The sequence below is a fragment of the Paenibacillus barcinonensis genome (assembly GCF_003217495.1).
GTDB classification, from domain to species: domain Bacteria; phylum Bacillota; class Bacilli; order Paenibacillales; family Paenibacillaceae; genus Paenibacillus; species Paenibacillus barcinonensis.
Genome location: NZ_QJSW01000018.1, coordinates 52,658 through 68,677, shown reverse-complemented (window position 1 = coordinate 68,677; position 16,020 = coordinate 52,658). Strand labels below are relative to the sequence as shown.

General features: G+C 48.6%; 16 protein-coding genes. 1 reads left to right on the top strand and 15 read right to left on the bottom strand.

What is annotated here, in order from left to right; genetic code table 11:
* Positions 1-52 precede the first annotated feature (52 nt).
* The 4 genes from DFQ00_RS21785 to DFQ00_RS21770 form a co-directional block, all read right to left on the bottom strand.
* The gene (locus DFQ00_RS21785; RefSeq protein ID WP_110898592.1) at positions 53-340 is read right to left on the bottom strand and encodes a stage VI sporulation protein F; all 288 of its coding nucleotides are present in this window, start codon (positions 338-340) and stop codon (positions 53-55) included.
* Between the two features lie 220 nt (positions 341-560).
* The gene (gene recG / locus DFQ00_RS21780; protein WP_110898591.1) at positions 561-2,606 is read right to left on the bottom strand and encodes an ATP-dependent DNA helicase RecG; all 2,046 of its coding nucleotides are present in this window, start codon (positions 2,604-2,606) and stop codon (positions 561-563) included.
* A 10-nt stretch (positions 2,607-2,616) separates the two neighbouring features.
* Positions 2,617-3,480 (bottom strand): DegV family protein, encoded by an 864-nt coding sequence (locus tag DFQ00_RS21775; protein WP_110898590.1) that lies wholly within the window; start codon positions 3,478-3,480, stop codon positions 2,617-2,619.
* A gap of 100 nt (positions 3,481-3,580) precedes the next feature.
* On the bottom strand, positions 3,581-5,377 hold the full coding sequence (locus tag DFQ00_RS21770) for a DAK2 domain-containing protein (RefSeq protein ID WP_110898589.1): 1,797 nt from the start codon (positions 5,375-5,377) through the stop codon (positions 3,581-3,583).
* A gap of 634 nt (positions 5,378-6,011) precedes the next feature.
* Here DFQ00_RS21770 and rpmB point away from each other — a divergent pair.
* Positions 6,012-6,200, top strand: coding sequence for a 50S ribosomal protein L28 (gene rpmB / locus DFQ00_RS21760; RefSeq protein WP_024631107.1), 189 nt, complete (start codon positions 6,012-6,014; stop codon positions 6,198-6,200).
* Positions 6,201-6,314: 114 nt separating this feature from the next.
* Here rpmB and DFQ00_RS29625 read toward each other — a convergent pair whose 3' ends face one another.
* The 11 genes from DFQ00_RS29625 to def form a co-directional block, all read right to left on the bottom strand.
* Positions 6,315-6,452, bottom strand: coding sequence for a hypothetical protein (locus DFQ00_RS29625; RefSeq protein ID WP_174812131.1), 138 nt, complete (start codon positions 6,450-6,452; stop codon positions 6,315-6,317).
* Positions 6,453-6,480: 28 nt separating this feature from the next.
* Positions 6,481-6,561: a stage V sporulation protein SpoVM gene (gene spoVM, locus DFQ00_RS21755; RefSeq protein WP_019424875.1), complete on the bottom strand. Its 81-nt coding sequence runs from the start codon at positions 6,559-6,561 to the stop codon at positions 6,481-6,483.
* A 154-nt stretch (positions 6,562-6,715) separates the two neighbouring features.
* On the bottom strand, positions 6,716-6,979 hold the full coding sequence (locus DFQ00_RS21750) for a hypothetical protein (protein ID WP_110898587.1): 264 nt from the start codon (positions 6,977-6,979) through the stop codon (positions 6,716-6,718).
* A gap of 2 nt (positions 6,980-6,981) precedes the next feature.
* The gene (gene rpe / locus DFQ00_RS21745) at positions 6,982-7,641 is read right to left on the bottom strand and encodes a ribulose-phosphate 3-epimerase (protein ID WP_110898586.1); all 660 of its coding nucleotides are present in this window, start codon (positions 7,639-7,641) and stop codon (positions 6,982-6,984) included.
* A 1-nt stretch (position 7,642) separates the two neighbouring features.
* Complete coding sequence (rsgA, locus tag DFQ00_RS21740; RefSeq protein ID WP_110898585.1) at positions 7,643-8,560, bottom strand: ribosome small subunit-dependent GTPase A; 918 nt, start codon at positions 8,558-8,560, stop codon at positions 7,643-7,645.
* 77 nt (positions 8,561-8,637) lie between these two features.
* Positions 8,638-10,851, bottom strand: coding sequence for a Stk1 family PASTA domain-containing Ser/Thr kinase (gene pknB, locus DFQ00_RS21735; protein ID WP_110898584.1), 2,214 nt, complete (start codon positions 10,849-10,851; stop codon positions 8,638-8,640).
* Positions 10,848-11,624, bottom strand: coding sequence for a Stp1/IreP family PP2C-type Ser/Thr phosphatase (locus DFQ00_RS21730; RefSeq protein WP_110898583.1), 777 nt, complete (start codon positions 11,622-11,624; stop codon positions 10,848-10,850). The genes pknB and DFQ00_RS21730 overlap by 4 nt, the downstream gene beginning before the upstream one ends.
* A gap of 7 nt (positions 11,625-11,631) precedes the next feature.
* Positions 11,632-12,672, bottom strand: a complete 1,041-nt coding sequence (gene rlmN / locus DFQ00_RS21725) for a dual-specificity RNA methyltransferase RlmN (RefSeq protein WP_110898582.1) — start codon at positions 12,670-12,672, stop codon at positions 11,632-11,634.
* 278 nt (positions 12,673-12,950) lie between these two features.
* On the bottom strand, positions 12,951-14,312 hold the full coding sequence (rsmB, locus tag DFQ00_RS21720) for a 16S rRNA (cytosine(967)-C(5))-methyltransferase RsmB (protein ID WP_110898620.1): 1,362 nt from the start codon (positions 14,310-14,312) through the stop codon (positions 12,951-12,953).
* Positions 14,313-14,443: 131 nt separating this feature from the next.
* A complete protein-coding gene (fmt, locus tag DFQ00_RS21715; protein WP_110898581.1) occupies positions 14,444-15,403 on the bottom strand; it encodes a methionyl-tRNA formyltransferase in 960 nt (319 codons plus the stop codon).
* 12 nt (positions 15,404-15,415) lie between these two features.
* Entirely contained in the window at positions 15,416-15,904 is a 489-nt protein-coding gene (gene def, locus DFQ00_RS21710) for a peptide deformylase (protein ID WP_110898580.1), read from the bottom strand.
* Positions 15,905-16,020: the final 116 nt, after the last annotated feature.

Genomic DNA, 16,020 nt, shown 5'->3' with positions numbered 1-16,020 from the left:
AGCGTGTAAATAGGCCGCCTTTTGGGGCACACCACACATGATTACATCAGCTCTACCTAAACATGCCCCACAGCTTGATCAAATGAAATGTGTTGTTGGGATCAATCTTCTGCGCGATGACAAAGGCAACAAACTGCTCCTCCTGTGCTGGCGTAAAATGCTCATTCATAATGACCGCGGAGGATTTGATCAGCCTGCGGACCTTCGCTTTATCCTGTAAATCGGACTTGCTCACGCCATCAATCAGCTTTTTGATGCGCTCTTTGACCGCAGGATTTTTCATCTTTAGTTTGATCCGCTCCACCAGCTGCGGACTGATTCCATATTGTTGATAACCCAAAACGTACAGCACCTCCCAAAAAATGAACTCACTCTTATTCATATGTCGGTAGGGCTTGGTTACTTGTCACTTTTTACAAACATGCATTAAAACAAACACTTCACATCCCAGATTGCGTATACAGATCAGACCACAGATTACACATCATACAATCACAATGCAGATCATACATCGGAAGCCCGATCCAGCCTGCACTCTGGCTCTGACTTTGCAGCCAAGGTTAATCTATCAGATCCCCCTTGAACACCTGCTGCTCCTGAAGAAAATCGCGCAAAGACGCGTAATCAACAGATGTCCAGAACGTGGCGTCTGCAATAAGCGCAGAGACATCATCTCTCGCCTGCTCCAGTACGCCAAAATCTGCCACCATGTCAGCCAAGCGGAATTCCGGTAATCCACTCTGTTTGGTACCAAAGAAATCCCCTGGCCCCCGCAGGTCCAGATCACGCCGCGACACCTCGAAGCCATCCTCGGTTTCCGTCATAACCTTCATGCGCTCCTGCCCAACCTCGGTCTTGGGATCAGCGATGAGCACACAGTACGATGCATGCGCACCACGACCGACACGGCCGCGAAGCTGATGCAGCTGGGACAAACCGAACCGATCCGCATCCATAATCACCATCAACGTGGCATTCGGTACATCGACGCCAACTTCCACCACTGTCGTGGACACCAGCAGCTGGATGTTATTACTATAGAATTCGCGCATCATTTCTTCTTTCTCCGCAGCAGTCATGCGCCCATGCAGCAGTCCTACTCTATACTTCGGAAAATTCTGCTGCATCTGCACATGCAGATCAATGGCATTCTGCACATCCAGCTTCTCCGATTCTTCAATGAGCGGACAGATCAGATAAGCCTGGCGACCCTGATCCACCTCTCTGGAGATAAAACCAAGCACACGCTCCATCATGTCATGCTTCACCCAATAGGTGGAGATCGGAATCCGTCCCTTCGGCCGCTCCGATATGGTGGACACCTCGATATCTCCAAAAGCCGTAATCGCAAGTGTCCGCGGAATCGGTGTAGCCGTCATCGTTAACACATCAGGATTATACCCTTTACGTCTTAAAACGCTGCGCTGATTCACCCCGAAGCGGTGCTGCTCGTCCGTTACCACAAGGCCCAGCTCCCGGAAGAAGACATCCTCCTGAATCAGGGCGTGTGTACCCACAACAATATCAATCATGCCCATCTGCAAGGAGGCAATCAGATCCTTGCGTTTGCGTCCGTTCACGCTGCCCGTTAACAGGCCCACTGTAACACCAAACGGTTCAAACAGCTTCTGCAAGGAACGCATGTGCTGCTCTGCCAAAATCTCCGTAGGCACCATCAGAGCCCCCTGAAAGCCTGATCGCACAGTTGTATAGAGCGCAATCGCTGCAATCACCGTTTTGCCGGACCCTACATCTCCCTGCAAGAGCCGATTCATCGCATAGGGTGCACGCATATCATGCAATATTTCAAGCTCCACTCTCTTCTGCGCATCCGTCAACTCAAACGGCAAGCTTCGCACAAACTCACGAATTGTCGTATTATCCGTTGTATGCACCATGCCATCCATCCGATTGCGATTAAGTGCACGGAACGCCTGCATTTTGAGCTGGAATAAAAATAATTCCTCATAAACCATACGCTGCCTGGCCCGCTGGCCCTCCTGGTTGTCCTGTGGACGATGAATACCAGCAATAGCCTGCTTGCGCGGCATGAGATTATATTTTTTGATTAAGGAATAAGGCAGAATCTCGGGAATCATATCCCCGTATTGAATGAGTCCCTGGTTAATCGTTTTGCGCATCCACTGCTGCGTTAACTTGCCCGTGACGGAATAAACTGGCTGCAAAGTGCCAGAACGCCCATCTCCTTTATCAGGAAATTCCGAGTCAGACACGGTGAGCTGCATACGCTTCTGTTCCCATTTACCTGTGAGCACAATTTCTCGGTTAGGGGTAAGCTGGTCTTTGAGAAAATGACGGTTGAACCACGTAGCCGTAACCATCCACTCTTCGGTCATTATTTTGCAGGTTAGACGTGACTTCTTGCCGTAACGCTGCAGCACCGGAACCCCCATAACTTGTCCCTTCACCGTAATTTTGTCTCCATCCTTGACTTCACTGAGCGAACGCAGACGATAATCTTCATATCGAAACGGATAATACTCTAACAGGTCTTTCACACTAGAGATGCCAAAGGCGTGAAGCTCCCCCTCTCTGAGAGCACTCACGCCATTAATTTGTTTCACTGATATATCTTCAAGCTTCATGTCTAATCCCTCATTCCGGAACAGGCCACATAAAAATTGCAATGACACCGGGTCCCACATGACTACCGATGACGGCCCCGATATTGGTATAGATCACTTCATTGAGTGTAAAATGACCCCTTAACTGTTCAGCACAAGCGGCTGCCGAGGCAGGATCAGCGGTATGACCTACCGCCACGTTAACCCGTTTTCCGGCCAAGTCCTTCTGAAACAGCTCAATAATGCGTGCCATTGCCTTTTTGTGACCTCTGACTTTCTCTACAGCATAGATGATGCCTTCTTCATCAATAGACAGGATTGGTTTAATGTTAAGCAGCGTCCCCAGTATAGCCGAGGCCTTGCCAATCCGTCCGCCCTTCTGCAAATACTCCAGCGTATCCACCAGAAAAAACAGCTTTCGGGATTGCCGCATCGCCTCAACTGCAGTCGCAATCTCAGCCACAGACTTACCCTGCTCGGCAAGCTCGGCTGCATGCACCACCATCAAACCATACCCGTATGAAGCTGATTTCGAATCGATTACCGTAATATCTGCTTCACGTTCAAGAAGTGACTTGCCGAGCAACGCAGACTGATACGTACCGCTCATGCCGGAAGACAGATGAATGGATACGATAGGTCTGTCCGGATTTTCATCCAGCATAGTCTGGTATACGTTCATAAAGTCAGTAGGAGAAGGCTGTGAAGTTGTTGGCAGCACAGCACTTTGTTTCAATTTGTCGTAAAACTGCTCAGAGGTCAGATCCACCCCGTCCGCATAGGCTTCTTCCCCAAACAATACACGTAGGGAAACGACATGTATACCATACTTGCGAACCAGTTCCTCGGGTATATCCGCCGTACTGTCTGTTACAATCGCAACTTTGTGGTCCATGTGCATTCCTCCTCTTCACCAATAGTGCACTCGCACTTGTTCAGCATTCCATCCGTTCAGCACATCAGGTGCAGTGATAGGCTTGTGAGGTTAGCTTTGATCAGGATTCAACAGAGAACAGATAATAATATACAGGCTGTCCTCCCTGATGTACCTCGATCTCAGCATCAGGATACTGCTCCTCCAGCCATGCAGCCAAAGCACCAGTCACCTCGGGGTCAGCCTCTTCTCCTTCAAGAATCGTAACGACCTCGTCCCCTCTCTCCAGCATCTGTGCAAGCAGACCTTCACAAGCATTCAGCATGCTCTCATCTGTTGCAACAATTTTGGAGTTATGAATACCGATGTAGTGTCCCGACTTGATATCCAGTTCATCATACTGTGTATCCCGAACGGCGTGAGTCACTTGACCCGACTGTACACGGCCAATCGCCTCGAGCATCTGATCCCGATTCGTTTCAGCAGACTCGTCCTCCTGAAAAGCAAACGCAGCTGCCATTCCTTGTGGAATGGTCTTGCTTGGAATAACCGTAATTCGGCGCTCATCCTCCAGTAACTCACGAGCCTGCTCAGCAGCAAGTACAATGTTGGAGTTATTCGGCAAAATAAACACCTGTTCAGCCGCGATTGAACGCACCGCTTTAACAAAGTCCTCTGTACTTGGATTCATCGTCTGTCCACCCGACAGAATAATATCCACACCCAGGCTTTGGAAAATCTCTGCAATGCCATCACCAGAAGACACCGCAATAAAACCGTAAGGCGCCATTTCATCAGCCGGCAACACCGCTTCTTCAAGTGTGCTTGTCTTTTCTTGAGGTATATCTGCAAACAGATCAGGTGAAGCTGCCCCGTCCATACCCGCAGTCAGCAAATCGCGATGCTGCTCGCGCATATTAAGAATATGAATCTGAGTAATCTCGCCATACTTCAAAGCTAGATTTAATACATCACCAGGTGTTTTGGAATGTACATGTACCTTGATCACTTCATCGTCTGCAATAATGATAATGGAATCTCCATTTATTGACAGCGCTTTCCGGAACGTCTCATCATCAAATGCTGTTCCAGCGTTTTCTCCAAGCTCGCGGTTAATAAAGAACTCCATGTCGTACAGAAATTCAATATCTTCCGTTTCCAAACGTGCTTGAGCGGACATCGGCATCTCAGGAGCAATGACCTGTGCCGCCTTCGTTGTAACCGTCTCTGATTGAACAGACGGCTTCACGGCTGCTGACGGAACGGAGTATTTCTGTATTGAAGCTCGTGAACCGTCCTCACCTTGCAGCAGCACTTCCATAAAACCTTCATAAATATATACAAGCCCCTGACCACCTGAATCGACTACACCAACCTGCTTTAACACAGGAAGCATTTCCGGAGTCATCGCCAGTGCTTCTTTTGCTTTTAACAGAACTTCGCTCATTAATTCAGTTATATCATTCGTCCGTCTTGCGTAGTAGGTGGCATGTTTCGCCGCTTCCTTGGCTACGGTAAGAATGGTGCCTTCAACGGGTTTGACTACAGCTTTGTATGCTGCGTCCACACCGTTTTGCAGGGCGGCAGCAAATTGAATTGTATTCAATTCCTCATGCGCAGCTGCTGAACGGCTGAATCCACGGAACAATTGGGATAAAATAACCCCTGAGTTACCGCGCGCACCCATAAGCAGGCCTTTGGATAAAATTCCGGCAGCTTCTCCAATGGAGGCAGAGCTTTTTCTTTTAATCTCTGCAACACCAGCAGTCATTGTCAAATTCATATTTGTTCCCGTATCGCCATCCGGCACAGGGAAAACATTCAGGGAATTGACATGCTCTGCGTGCTGCCCTAGTTGTTCCGCTCCGGCAATGACCATTGCGGTAAAATCTGTTCCATTTAAAGAACGTATACTCAAGTGAGAATTCCCCTTCCTAGCTTGATACACGAACACCTTGCACCAAGAATCATTTTGGTCTGTTCATGCGTAAACGCAACTGCGTTATTCTTCGTCCATACCTTGTCCGGCACAGGCATATCATACAACATGTCAGCCGGATAAACGGTCTGGGCGGCCGGGCTACCAATATGCTGCATTCTCTGCAACCCGTTTGCGGGCATAGGGATATGCACCGGTATCAGAAGCCGACATGAATGCCGCATGGAGACTGGTGCCAATGATGGAATGCCGCATCTCACAGCGTTGCCAAAAAAGCAAACCTCCAACCTCTACGTACGGTTTTTTCTCCGGCTTCCCGCGGCAACAGCCTATTTATGGCTGTACTATGGACTATTCAACATTGTACTATATTAGACAAGAGAAATAAATAAAGTTTTTGGATCAGTTGACGAAGCTTTTTTAATTATGATATTATATTCAAGTATTGTTTTATGCAGGTTAAGTAATGGAAATGATCCGGCCATGCCGGCTTGAACAACGCCATTAGCTACTGAAGCCTGATCTCAGGATCAGGAAAGAACAATTTAGTCCTTATGGAATGACGTTCGTCTCTCCGAAGGCACTGGTTATTTTAGGATAGGAGGTGTAATCTATGTCTCGCAAATGTTATGTGACAGGTAAGAAACCGGGCACCGGTAACCACGTATCCCACGCTAACAACCGTAACCGTCGTTCTTGGGGCGTAAACGTTCAGAAGGTCCGCATTCTCGTGAACGGCAAACCAAAACGTGTATACGTAAGCACCCGTGCACTGAAAGCCGGTAAAGTGACTCGCGTATAATCACGCAAAGCTACTATAAATCGGGTAAGCAAAAAGCACCTTGTTCCTTGCAGGTGCTTTTTTGGTGTTTACAAAAAGCACCTTCCACACCCTGCTTTCTTCAGAACAAGTACATCATGCCGTGCCACCACATCCTGAATACACAGGAATGGCCGCCGCATGGCACGTACTGCAGATCCGGTTCTCCAGATAAGCCTCTAGCCCAAGCGGCGGTATTCGACTGACGATGCTGCTGATCAACGTATAGGTCATGCAATGCTTATTAAGCTTGTAGCCCAGATCAGTTCTTTTGAAACGTATTCAGGATCGCCTTCACAAATCCTCCCAAAAACTTCGGCAGTTTGAATGTGTAAAATTTCATACTTCACCCTCCCCATCATGCTCATGCATCCGCCGTATCCTATGCTTCAGGCCTTTTTCACCCAAACACGACAAAAAAGGCTACATGAGAAACCTGCTCATGTAACCATATTTATGCGGAACCTGCTGTCCCTATTCCACAATGACAAGCTAGATCATCCACCCATTTCGCTTTGCGCGGGAATATACTGATAGACAGCAATCATGAAAACACTCATGAGATAGTACAAAATGCTAAATACAACAAATGTAATCCGATGTCCCTTCCGATCAAACTTGCGGAAATACATAATGACTACCGCTACTCCGATTAATGACGTGAGTGCATTGTAGGGAGCCTGAAGCACTGCAAACAGTGCAAGCACCAGCCCCGTTACCAGACTCGCAGCCATCGTCCACAGCGTCTCCTTGAAGGTCATGATTAACCCTCGTAGCTGCTACGGATCTCGGCTATCGCAGCAGCACGATCTTCCCGGCCGAATACGGCACTACCAGCCACAAGAACATCTGCGCCAGCTTCAACGACAAGCGGAGCTGTATCGGCAGCTATACCACCATCTACCTCGATATGTACGTCGTGACGTCCTTTTTCATTCAACCATGTACGAATCTGCTTGATTTTGTTCATCGTGCCAGAGATAAATGCCTGGCCACCGAAGCCCGGATTAACGGTCATGACCAATACCATATCCACATCATCCAGCACTTCCTGAATTGCACTTGCCGGAGTGCCCGGGTTAAGAGCAACTCCTGCCTTGACACCCTGCTCTTTGATCAGATGAATTACACGGTGCAGATGCACACAAGCCTCGGCATGCACCGTAATAACCGCTGCACCCGCTTTGGCGAACTCTTCCACGTACCGTTCCGGGTTCTCAATCATCAAGTGAACGTCCAGCGGCAGCGTCGTATGCGGTGCTATAGCCTTTACAATCGCTGGTCCAAGCGTAATATTGGGAACGAAGTGACCGTCCATCACGTCAACATGAATCCAGTCTCCGCCTGCCGCCTGCGCTTCCGCAACTTCCGCGCCAAGCTTGGCAAAATCAGCCGATAATATGGATGGGGCAATTTTAATCATGTTAATACCTCCGCTTCTTATCTTTCATTTCAGTCAGGAACTGCTCATAGTGCTGATATCGGCTTTCGGAGATCAACCCTTCTGCTTTCGCCGCCAACACCCGGCAGCCCGGTTCATGCGTATGTGTACACCCGCGGAACTTGCACTGATCCGCAAACTGCGCAAACTCCCGGAAACAAGTGGATAATTCCTCCACACCGATCTCCAGAAAGTCCAGTTGGCTGAATCCCGGCGTATCTGCAACAAACCCGCCATTATCCAATGGAATAAGCTCTACGTGTCTGGTGGTGTGTTTACCACGTCCCAGACGCATGCTAATTGCGCTTGTCTCCAACGTAAGTCCAGGCATCAGTGCATTCAGCATAGAGGACTTGCCTACACCGGATTGACCCGAAAATACACTGATCTTGCCAGCTAAACGTTCTCTGAGCAGCTCGCTTCCTTCTCCTGTACGAGAACTGGTTGAAATGACCTCGTAACCAATTTGCTCATATAGCGCCTTTACTTCAGTGACAACATCCCGATTCTCGGCTTCCGGGTCGATTAGATCCTGTTTGGTTAGTACAATCAAGGCATCAAGCCCTGCCTGTTCAATATGAACAAGAAACTTGTCCAGCAGATTTAGATTCATGTCAGGCTCTTTGACCGAAAACAGCAGAACAGCCAGGCTGACATTGGCCACAGGCGGACGAATTAATTCAGTCTCACGCTTATGAATTTCATCTACTGTTCCTTCGCCGTTCTCTGTCAGCATGTAGTTTACACGATCACCAACCAGTGGAGACGTGCCTCTTTTACGAAAAATCCCCCTGGCTCTACATTGAACGGCGGAACCTTCAACCGAAGGAACCCCGTTGTCTTCCATCGGCATGACATAGTAGTAACCACTTAATGCTTTCACGATGATACCCTCTGGCACAGCTCCGTCGCCCTCCTTCAAGTCAGTTCTGTTCATTCACAATGTCTGATTACACCTTACGCCAGCATAAGCCGTCCTTATGGACGGCCTGATGCGTTAATAACTCCTTTTTTCTTATCCTCTTTATGCTTGCCTGGACCTTTATCCGTCTTCATGGCCGAAGTGTCTCCTTCCTGGTTATCTCCTTCTCCATCAACCGGAGTGGAGCCAGGGTCCGTTTCCCCGCCATTGTCCACATTACCGTTACCGTTGTCACCATTTCCGGGATCAGGGGTATTCGCGGGTGGCGCTTGTGTGCTCTGCTCAGGATCAATGGACGGAACATTTACCGTACCATTCTTCGCTTCACTGTAAGAAACAACGTACGTATCCAGAAACTTGCCATCACGATACACAGACACCGCACCGTTTTCATTTGGTGCAAGCACCAGCGGAATCGTCAGGACTTGAGCAGAATTAATCGTACGTGTTCCCCACTCCTGATTTTTACCGCGTGCATCCTCATAGGTAATACGGATTTTACTGTTTTTACCGACTTCTTTGGGTGATACGTTGATATTAAACGGATACTTCAACGCTTCAGGCGGATATCCTGTGCTGATAAAGATCGTAATCTTGTCGCCAGGATTCACATCTGCTCCTGCTTCCACAGGCCATTGCTGGGTGACTTTGCCTTCATCCACAGTATAACTGGATTCCTCCTGTACCTGCCCAAGCACAAGTCCCTTGTCTTTCAGCAATTGCTCTGCTTCACTACGCGTATGATTTTTCAGATCAGGCATTTTGACCGTTTCGGTACCCTTGCTTACGGTTAACTCAATTTCAACCAGCTCAGGATCAATTTCTTCATTCACACCAGGTGTCTGGGAAATAACCAAACCTGAAGCTACTTCGTTAGAGAATTCGTCCTTGCGCTTGATCTGGTCCTCCTTGAGGCCCAATGCAGTCAGTTTTTTGACCGCTTCTGTATAAGGGCCTCCCTTAACATCAATCATTTTTGTTTTTGCTTTCTCCGCGCCAACACTGAGCTGCACTTCCGTACCTTTTTTAACCACATCGCCTGCATTTCTGCTCTGATCGAAGACCATGCCTGCATCTACATTTTCCTTGTACTGTCGAATGACCTCGTTGCTTACTACCAGTCCTTCAGCCTCCAACAGCTCGCGGGCCTTTTCTTCCGTCTGGTTGACCACATTAGGTACGGTGACCTCAGGTACAACGAGCATACCCTTGACATACCATACGACTCCAACCATCGCGATTAGAATAAGAAGAGTCAGTGATATAAGCAGTGTCGGTTTTTTCCAGTTTTTCTTCTTCAAGTTACTCGCATTCATGTCTTCATCCGCATTCATTACCGGTACAGCACCGGTGGACGTCATTCCACGCGGCTCCGGTTTAATCGCAGGCATAACACGAGTCTGGTCAATATCATCCTCATCGGGAAAATCAACCTTTGTCTCATTGCGTCTCTCTGGCAACAGGCATGTCTCCAGATCGTTCTGCATTTCCTTGGCTGATTGGTAACGCTCCTGCGGATTTTTCCGCATGGATTTGAGAATGACATTTTCCACACTTTGCGGGATAAGCGGATTGAATTTGCGCGGTTCATCAAACTCTTCCTGCAAATGTTTCAGGGCCACACTGATCGGACTCTCTCCCAAAAAAGGAAGCTGCCCGGTCAGCATTTGATAGAGTACAATGCCGAGAGAATATAAGTCCGATTTCTCACCAGTTACGATGCCCTTGGCATGCTCTGGCGAGAAATAATGAACAGAACCGACAACGGAGCCGGTCTGTGTAATCGTTGTAGAGGTTACGGCACGGGCAATACCGAAATCCGTCACTTTCACGCGACCATTTCGGCCGATTAAGATGTTATGCGGCTTGATATCCCGATGAATGATTTGATTATGATGCGCATGGTCCAGTGCGTCCGCAATCTGGGAAGCAATGTGTACTGCCTCGTCAACCTGTAAAGGCGCACGCTCCTTAATAATCTCATTCAGATTTTTACCTTCCACATATTCCATAACGATATAATGCACTTCATCTTCCTGACCCACATCATAGATGCTAACCACATTAGGGTGGGAAAGAGATGCTGCCGATTGTGCTTCTCTGCGGAAACGTCGAATAAACTCTTCATCATGCACAAACTGCTGTCTAAGAACCTTAATCGCTACATTTCGGTTCAAAAGCAAGTCCTGAGCTTTGTACACAAGAGCCATGCCTCCGCCGCCAACACGCTCAATCACTTCATAGCGTCCGCCTAGCTGATGCCCAATCATGACTCACACCCCGCTTCCGTATGCACGGCATCCTGATGCTGAGGTTCGAATAACGCTACCGTGATGTTATCGTCTCCTCCAGCGAGCAGTGCCAATTGAAGCAATCGGTCAGCGCGATCCTCTAGCGCAAGTTCAAGATTGCCTGCAACCTGAATAATCTGCTCATTGCTGACCAGGTTACTGAGTCCATCGCTGCAGAGAAGCAACACTTCGCCTTCTTCCAAGCGAACAGTATCCATATCTACCTTCACCTCGGCATCTGTGCCAAGGGCTCGAGTAAGCACATTGCGCCGCGGATGATGAGTCACATCTTCTTTGCTGATCTGACCGTTTTTGTACAATTCATTTACCAATGTGTGATCTTCGGTCAGCTGTAATACTTCCTTGCCTGCAATTTTATAAGCGCGGCTGTCCCCGATATGTCCTATCACACCTTCTGCATCATTTAATAGGGCAGCGACCACTGTCGTTCCCATATTATGATACTTATCGTCCGTAGACGCTGTGCGGAATATGACTTCATTCGCATGAAGAATCGCATCGCTAAGTGCAGCTGACAGGGAAGCATGGGACAGACCTGGCTCCAGTGTCGCCAAATCCTCTACCAGCGTCTCCACTGCTAGACGACTCGCCGTATCTCCAGCAAGATGTCCACCCATGCCGTCCGCAACGATTCCCAGAATATATCCTGTATCGAGATTACGAATCCAGGCTGAATCTTCATTCACCGAACGTACTCGTCCGATATGGCTCACATGAACTGTTTTGATCAAAACGCTCTCACCTCAACTCCATATGCTTTGCACGAAGCTGGCCGCAAGCGGCAGCAATATCATGTCCCTGTTCACGGCGAATCGTTACATTAACTCCCTGTTCGGAGAGAATTCTCTGGAAATTAAATATGTCACTTCTGGATGTTCTAACATATTTGCGCTCCGGTACATGGTTAACCGGGATCAGATTGACATGGCACAACATGTTTTTAAGCACACTTGCCAGCTCTGCCGCATGCTCCGGCTGATCGTTCACGCCGCCAATCAGAGCATACTCAAACGTAATTCTTCGGCCCGTCTTGGCCAGATAATAACGAAGAGACTCCATCACATCTTCAAACGGGAAACGTCGGTTAACCGGCATCAGCTTCGAACGAAGAGCATCATTCGGCGCATGGATCGAAATGGCAAGATTGATCTGTGTGTCTTCATCTGCAAACTTGTAGATGTTCGGTACAATTCCGCTCGTAGACACAGTAATGTGACGCTGACCGATATTCAGACCCTTTTCGTGGATCATAATCCGCAGGAACGTCATCGTTGCTTCGTAGTTTTCAAACGGCTCTCCGGAACCCATAATGACGATACTGCTGACACGTTCATTACGTTCATCAAGTATCTTCTGGGCCTGTACAACCTGAGCTACAATCTCACCTGCTGTAAGGTTACGCTTGAGTCCACCTAACGTGGATGCACAGAATGTGCAGCCGATCCGGCAGCCGACCTGTGTCGTTACACAGATGCTGTTGCCATAATTATGCTTCATAATAACCGTCTCGATCGCATGATCATCATGCAGACCAAAGAGGAACTTCACAGTGCCATCCTTGGACTCAAACTTGGTAATTTCCTTGAGGGTTACAAATTCAAACTGATCTGCCAGCTTCTCGCGCAAAGCCTTGGACAGATTTGTCATTTCACTGAAATCATTCACACGTTTCACATAGATCCAGTCAAAAATCTGGCCGCCGCGAAACGCAGGCTCCCCGTTCTCAACAGCCCATTGCTGTAACTGCTCCAGGGAAAAATCGTATATAAAAGGTTTCATTTTGTTGTCAACACCTATTCCTTTTTTCTTTTCATTTGCTTTCGATCATTTTACTGCATTCGTCCTATTCTATCACAAACACCACGTTACATCCATGTATACCCGTGAGACACGTTCTTCATGCATTATAACACCTCGATGCCGCTATCGCATCTTGACATCATTTTACCTGCTTGATTTCACCAATAGATCCCCCATTGATTTCACCAGGCTATCCTCTCACAAAGAAATCCGCCGTGGTTTCCCTCGGCGGCCTTCCTTCCGTGCTTATTAAACTGTTAGTTAACCGTTCTTGTCAACCTTGCAATGTAAAAACCGTCACTGTGAGCATCCTGCGGCAGAATCTGAACACCACCGTTCACAGCCTTCCAGCTTCGGGCTTCGGACTGCGACCAGTTAGACGTTTCCATCGCCTGATATTCAGGATGACGACTCAAAAAGCCCGCCACCATGTCTTCATTCTCGGCTGCTTCTATGGTACATGTGCTGTACACCAGAATGCCGCCCGGTTTGAGCAGCGGCGCTACCCGATCAAGCAGCTCGCTTTGCAGGCTGGAGATATCCTCGATATCCGATGCCGACTTGCTCCATTTTACGTCAGGCTTGCGGCGAATCACGCCTAAACCCGAGCAAGGTGCATCCAGCAAAATCCGGTCAAATGAAGCCTCGGCGTATCGCTTGTTTAAATCAAGTGCATCTCCGGTTACCGCATCAATGCACCCAAGTCCAAGACGTTCCGCCTGCTCCAGAATAAGCTCACGCTTATGGGCATGAACATCGTTAGCTATAATTTGACCGCGATCCTGCATCTTCTCCGCCATATGCGCTGTTTTTCCGCCCGGAGCTGCACAGCAGTCCAATACGCGCTGTCCCTCTTCAGGGGCCACAGCCTCGGCAACCAGCATAGAGCTTTCATCCTGTACAGAGAACAGCCCGTCCCGATACCAGGACGTTAGCGCCATATTACCGCCACTTCGTACAAGAATGCCATCTGGACTGAGACGTGAAGCTTCAACAACCGCACCGCTGCTTGCCATCTCCTCCATCATTTTTGCACGTGTAGTCATCGTTGCATTCACACGCACGCTCACTGCTGGTGGTTCATTATTTGCCCGGCAGATGGCTTCCGTTGTCGCTTCACCATACTGACGAATCCAACGCTCTACCATCCACAGCGGATGAGAATGCTCCAGCGAAATCCGTTCAGCAACAGGAAGATGTGAAGGGATCTGCAGTTGTTCCCGATTTCGAATCATATTCCGCAGCACGCCGTTCACCATACCGGAGATTCCCTGATGACCCAGCTTCTTCGCCAGATTAACAGCCTCACTCACAACGGCATGTTCCGGAATTCGATCCAGGTAGATGATCTGATAGACACTGATTCGAAGCAGACTTCGTACCCAAGGCTGCAATTTGGCTACACCTTTGGCAACAAAACGCTCCAGATAATAATCAAGTGTATTCCGTCTTGCAATCGTTCCGTACACCAATTCGGTAGCAAGTCCTGCATCTGCAGAACTAAGCTCAGCCTCCTTGAGACGGCGATTTAATTCCAGATTGCTGTACGCCCCATCCTGCTCAACTGCACTCAGCACTTTAACCGCAAGCGCACGTGCAGAGACTTTTGGCTTCTGCATGCGCGCGCTGTTGTTCACGTTCCTGGAGTCACTATTCTTGACACCTTTATCCGAGAAGCGGCCTGCTCTGGTGTTATTACGTGACTTATCGTTATTTGCTGATTTAGGGTTGTTTCCTGATTTATTGCTACTCATCGCAGCACCGTTCCTGGCTTCAAGGTTCCACCTCGAGCAAAGTCAGCGGCCTGCATCACTTTTTTACCGGCAGGTTGTACTTCTGTCAACCACAAGGTACCATTGCCTGTCTGTACTTCAATACCCGATTTATTCAACTGTAGCACCGTTCCCGGCTCGACTTGTCCAATGCCAGGCACAGCTGAAGCTTCTGTTTGAACTTGTGCAGGATTAGCCGCAGCCCAAACTTTAAATACCTGATCCTCCCACATCGTGAATGCGCCTGAAAAAGGCACAAGACCGCGAATCTGATTATACAATTCTCGTGAAGTGCGACTCCAGTCGATCTTCTCGTCTTCACGGGTGAGATTACGAGCATATGAAGCCTGGTTATCGTCCTGCGGCACGGCTGTCGTTTCACCAGCAATCAGGCGCGGCATTTCTGCCTGAAGCAGCTTGGAGCCTGCTTCACTGAGCTTGGCAAACATCGTACCAGATGTATCTTCATCTGTAATAGGCACCTCCACCCGAGAGATCATATCTCCGGTATCCAGTCCTTCTGCCATATACATCAGTGTGACACCTGTCACCGCTTCTCCGTTAATAATAGAGCGTTGTATCGGTGCTCCTCCACGGTACTTTGGCAAGAGAGAGCCATGAACGTTCACGCAGCCACGAATCGGCATATCCAATACAGCTTTGGGCAGAATCTGTCCAAATGCAGCCGTCACAATCAAATCCGGCTTCCATTCCGCAAGACGAGCTACAGCTTCCGGGTCACGCAGCTTGACTGGCTGAAACACCGGTAGACCGTGGCGCTCAGCTGCAGCCTTCACCGGTGTTGGTGTCAGCACTTTTTTACGACCCTGCGGTTTGTCAGGCTGGGTTACCACACCGACAATATGGTAACCTTCTGCCATCAACATATCCAGGGAGGGCACAGCAAATTCAGGGGTTCCCATGAAAACGATGTTCAAATCAATCACTCCTTAATTACGACGCGGTCCAGTCTGATCGGCTGCAATTTCATATACTTTCTCGGCGATATCGGTGAAAAGCACACCATTCAAATGGTCAATTTCGTGCTGGAAGGCACGGGACAACAGGCCGCTGCCTGTAATGATCAGCTCCTTACCTTCGCGATCAAGCCCTTTAACCGTTACAGTCTCATAGCGACGGACATCACCATTAATACCAGGGATACTCAGGCAGCCTTCCGGTCCGAACTGCTCCCCTTCACTGGAAATAATCTCGGGATTGATCATTTTGATCAGCCCTTGCTCATCCCCCGCATCAATGACAATCAACCGTTTCAGAATACCCACCTGAGGAGCAGCCAGACCTACGCCTTCTGCATCATACATCGTGTCTGCCATATCATCCAGCAGCTTCTGCACATTGGGTGTAACCTTGGTAACCTCCTTGGCTCTCTTGTGAAGCACCTCATCTGGTTCTTTAACGATAATACGAATCGACATGTAGTAAGCACCTTCCTAATTCTTATCTTGTTTTCACAGCAAACATTTCATTTGGTTTTCACGGCAAGCATTTTCTTATCATATGCTGATTTTAATCTATGTTTATACCGCTTGTT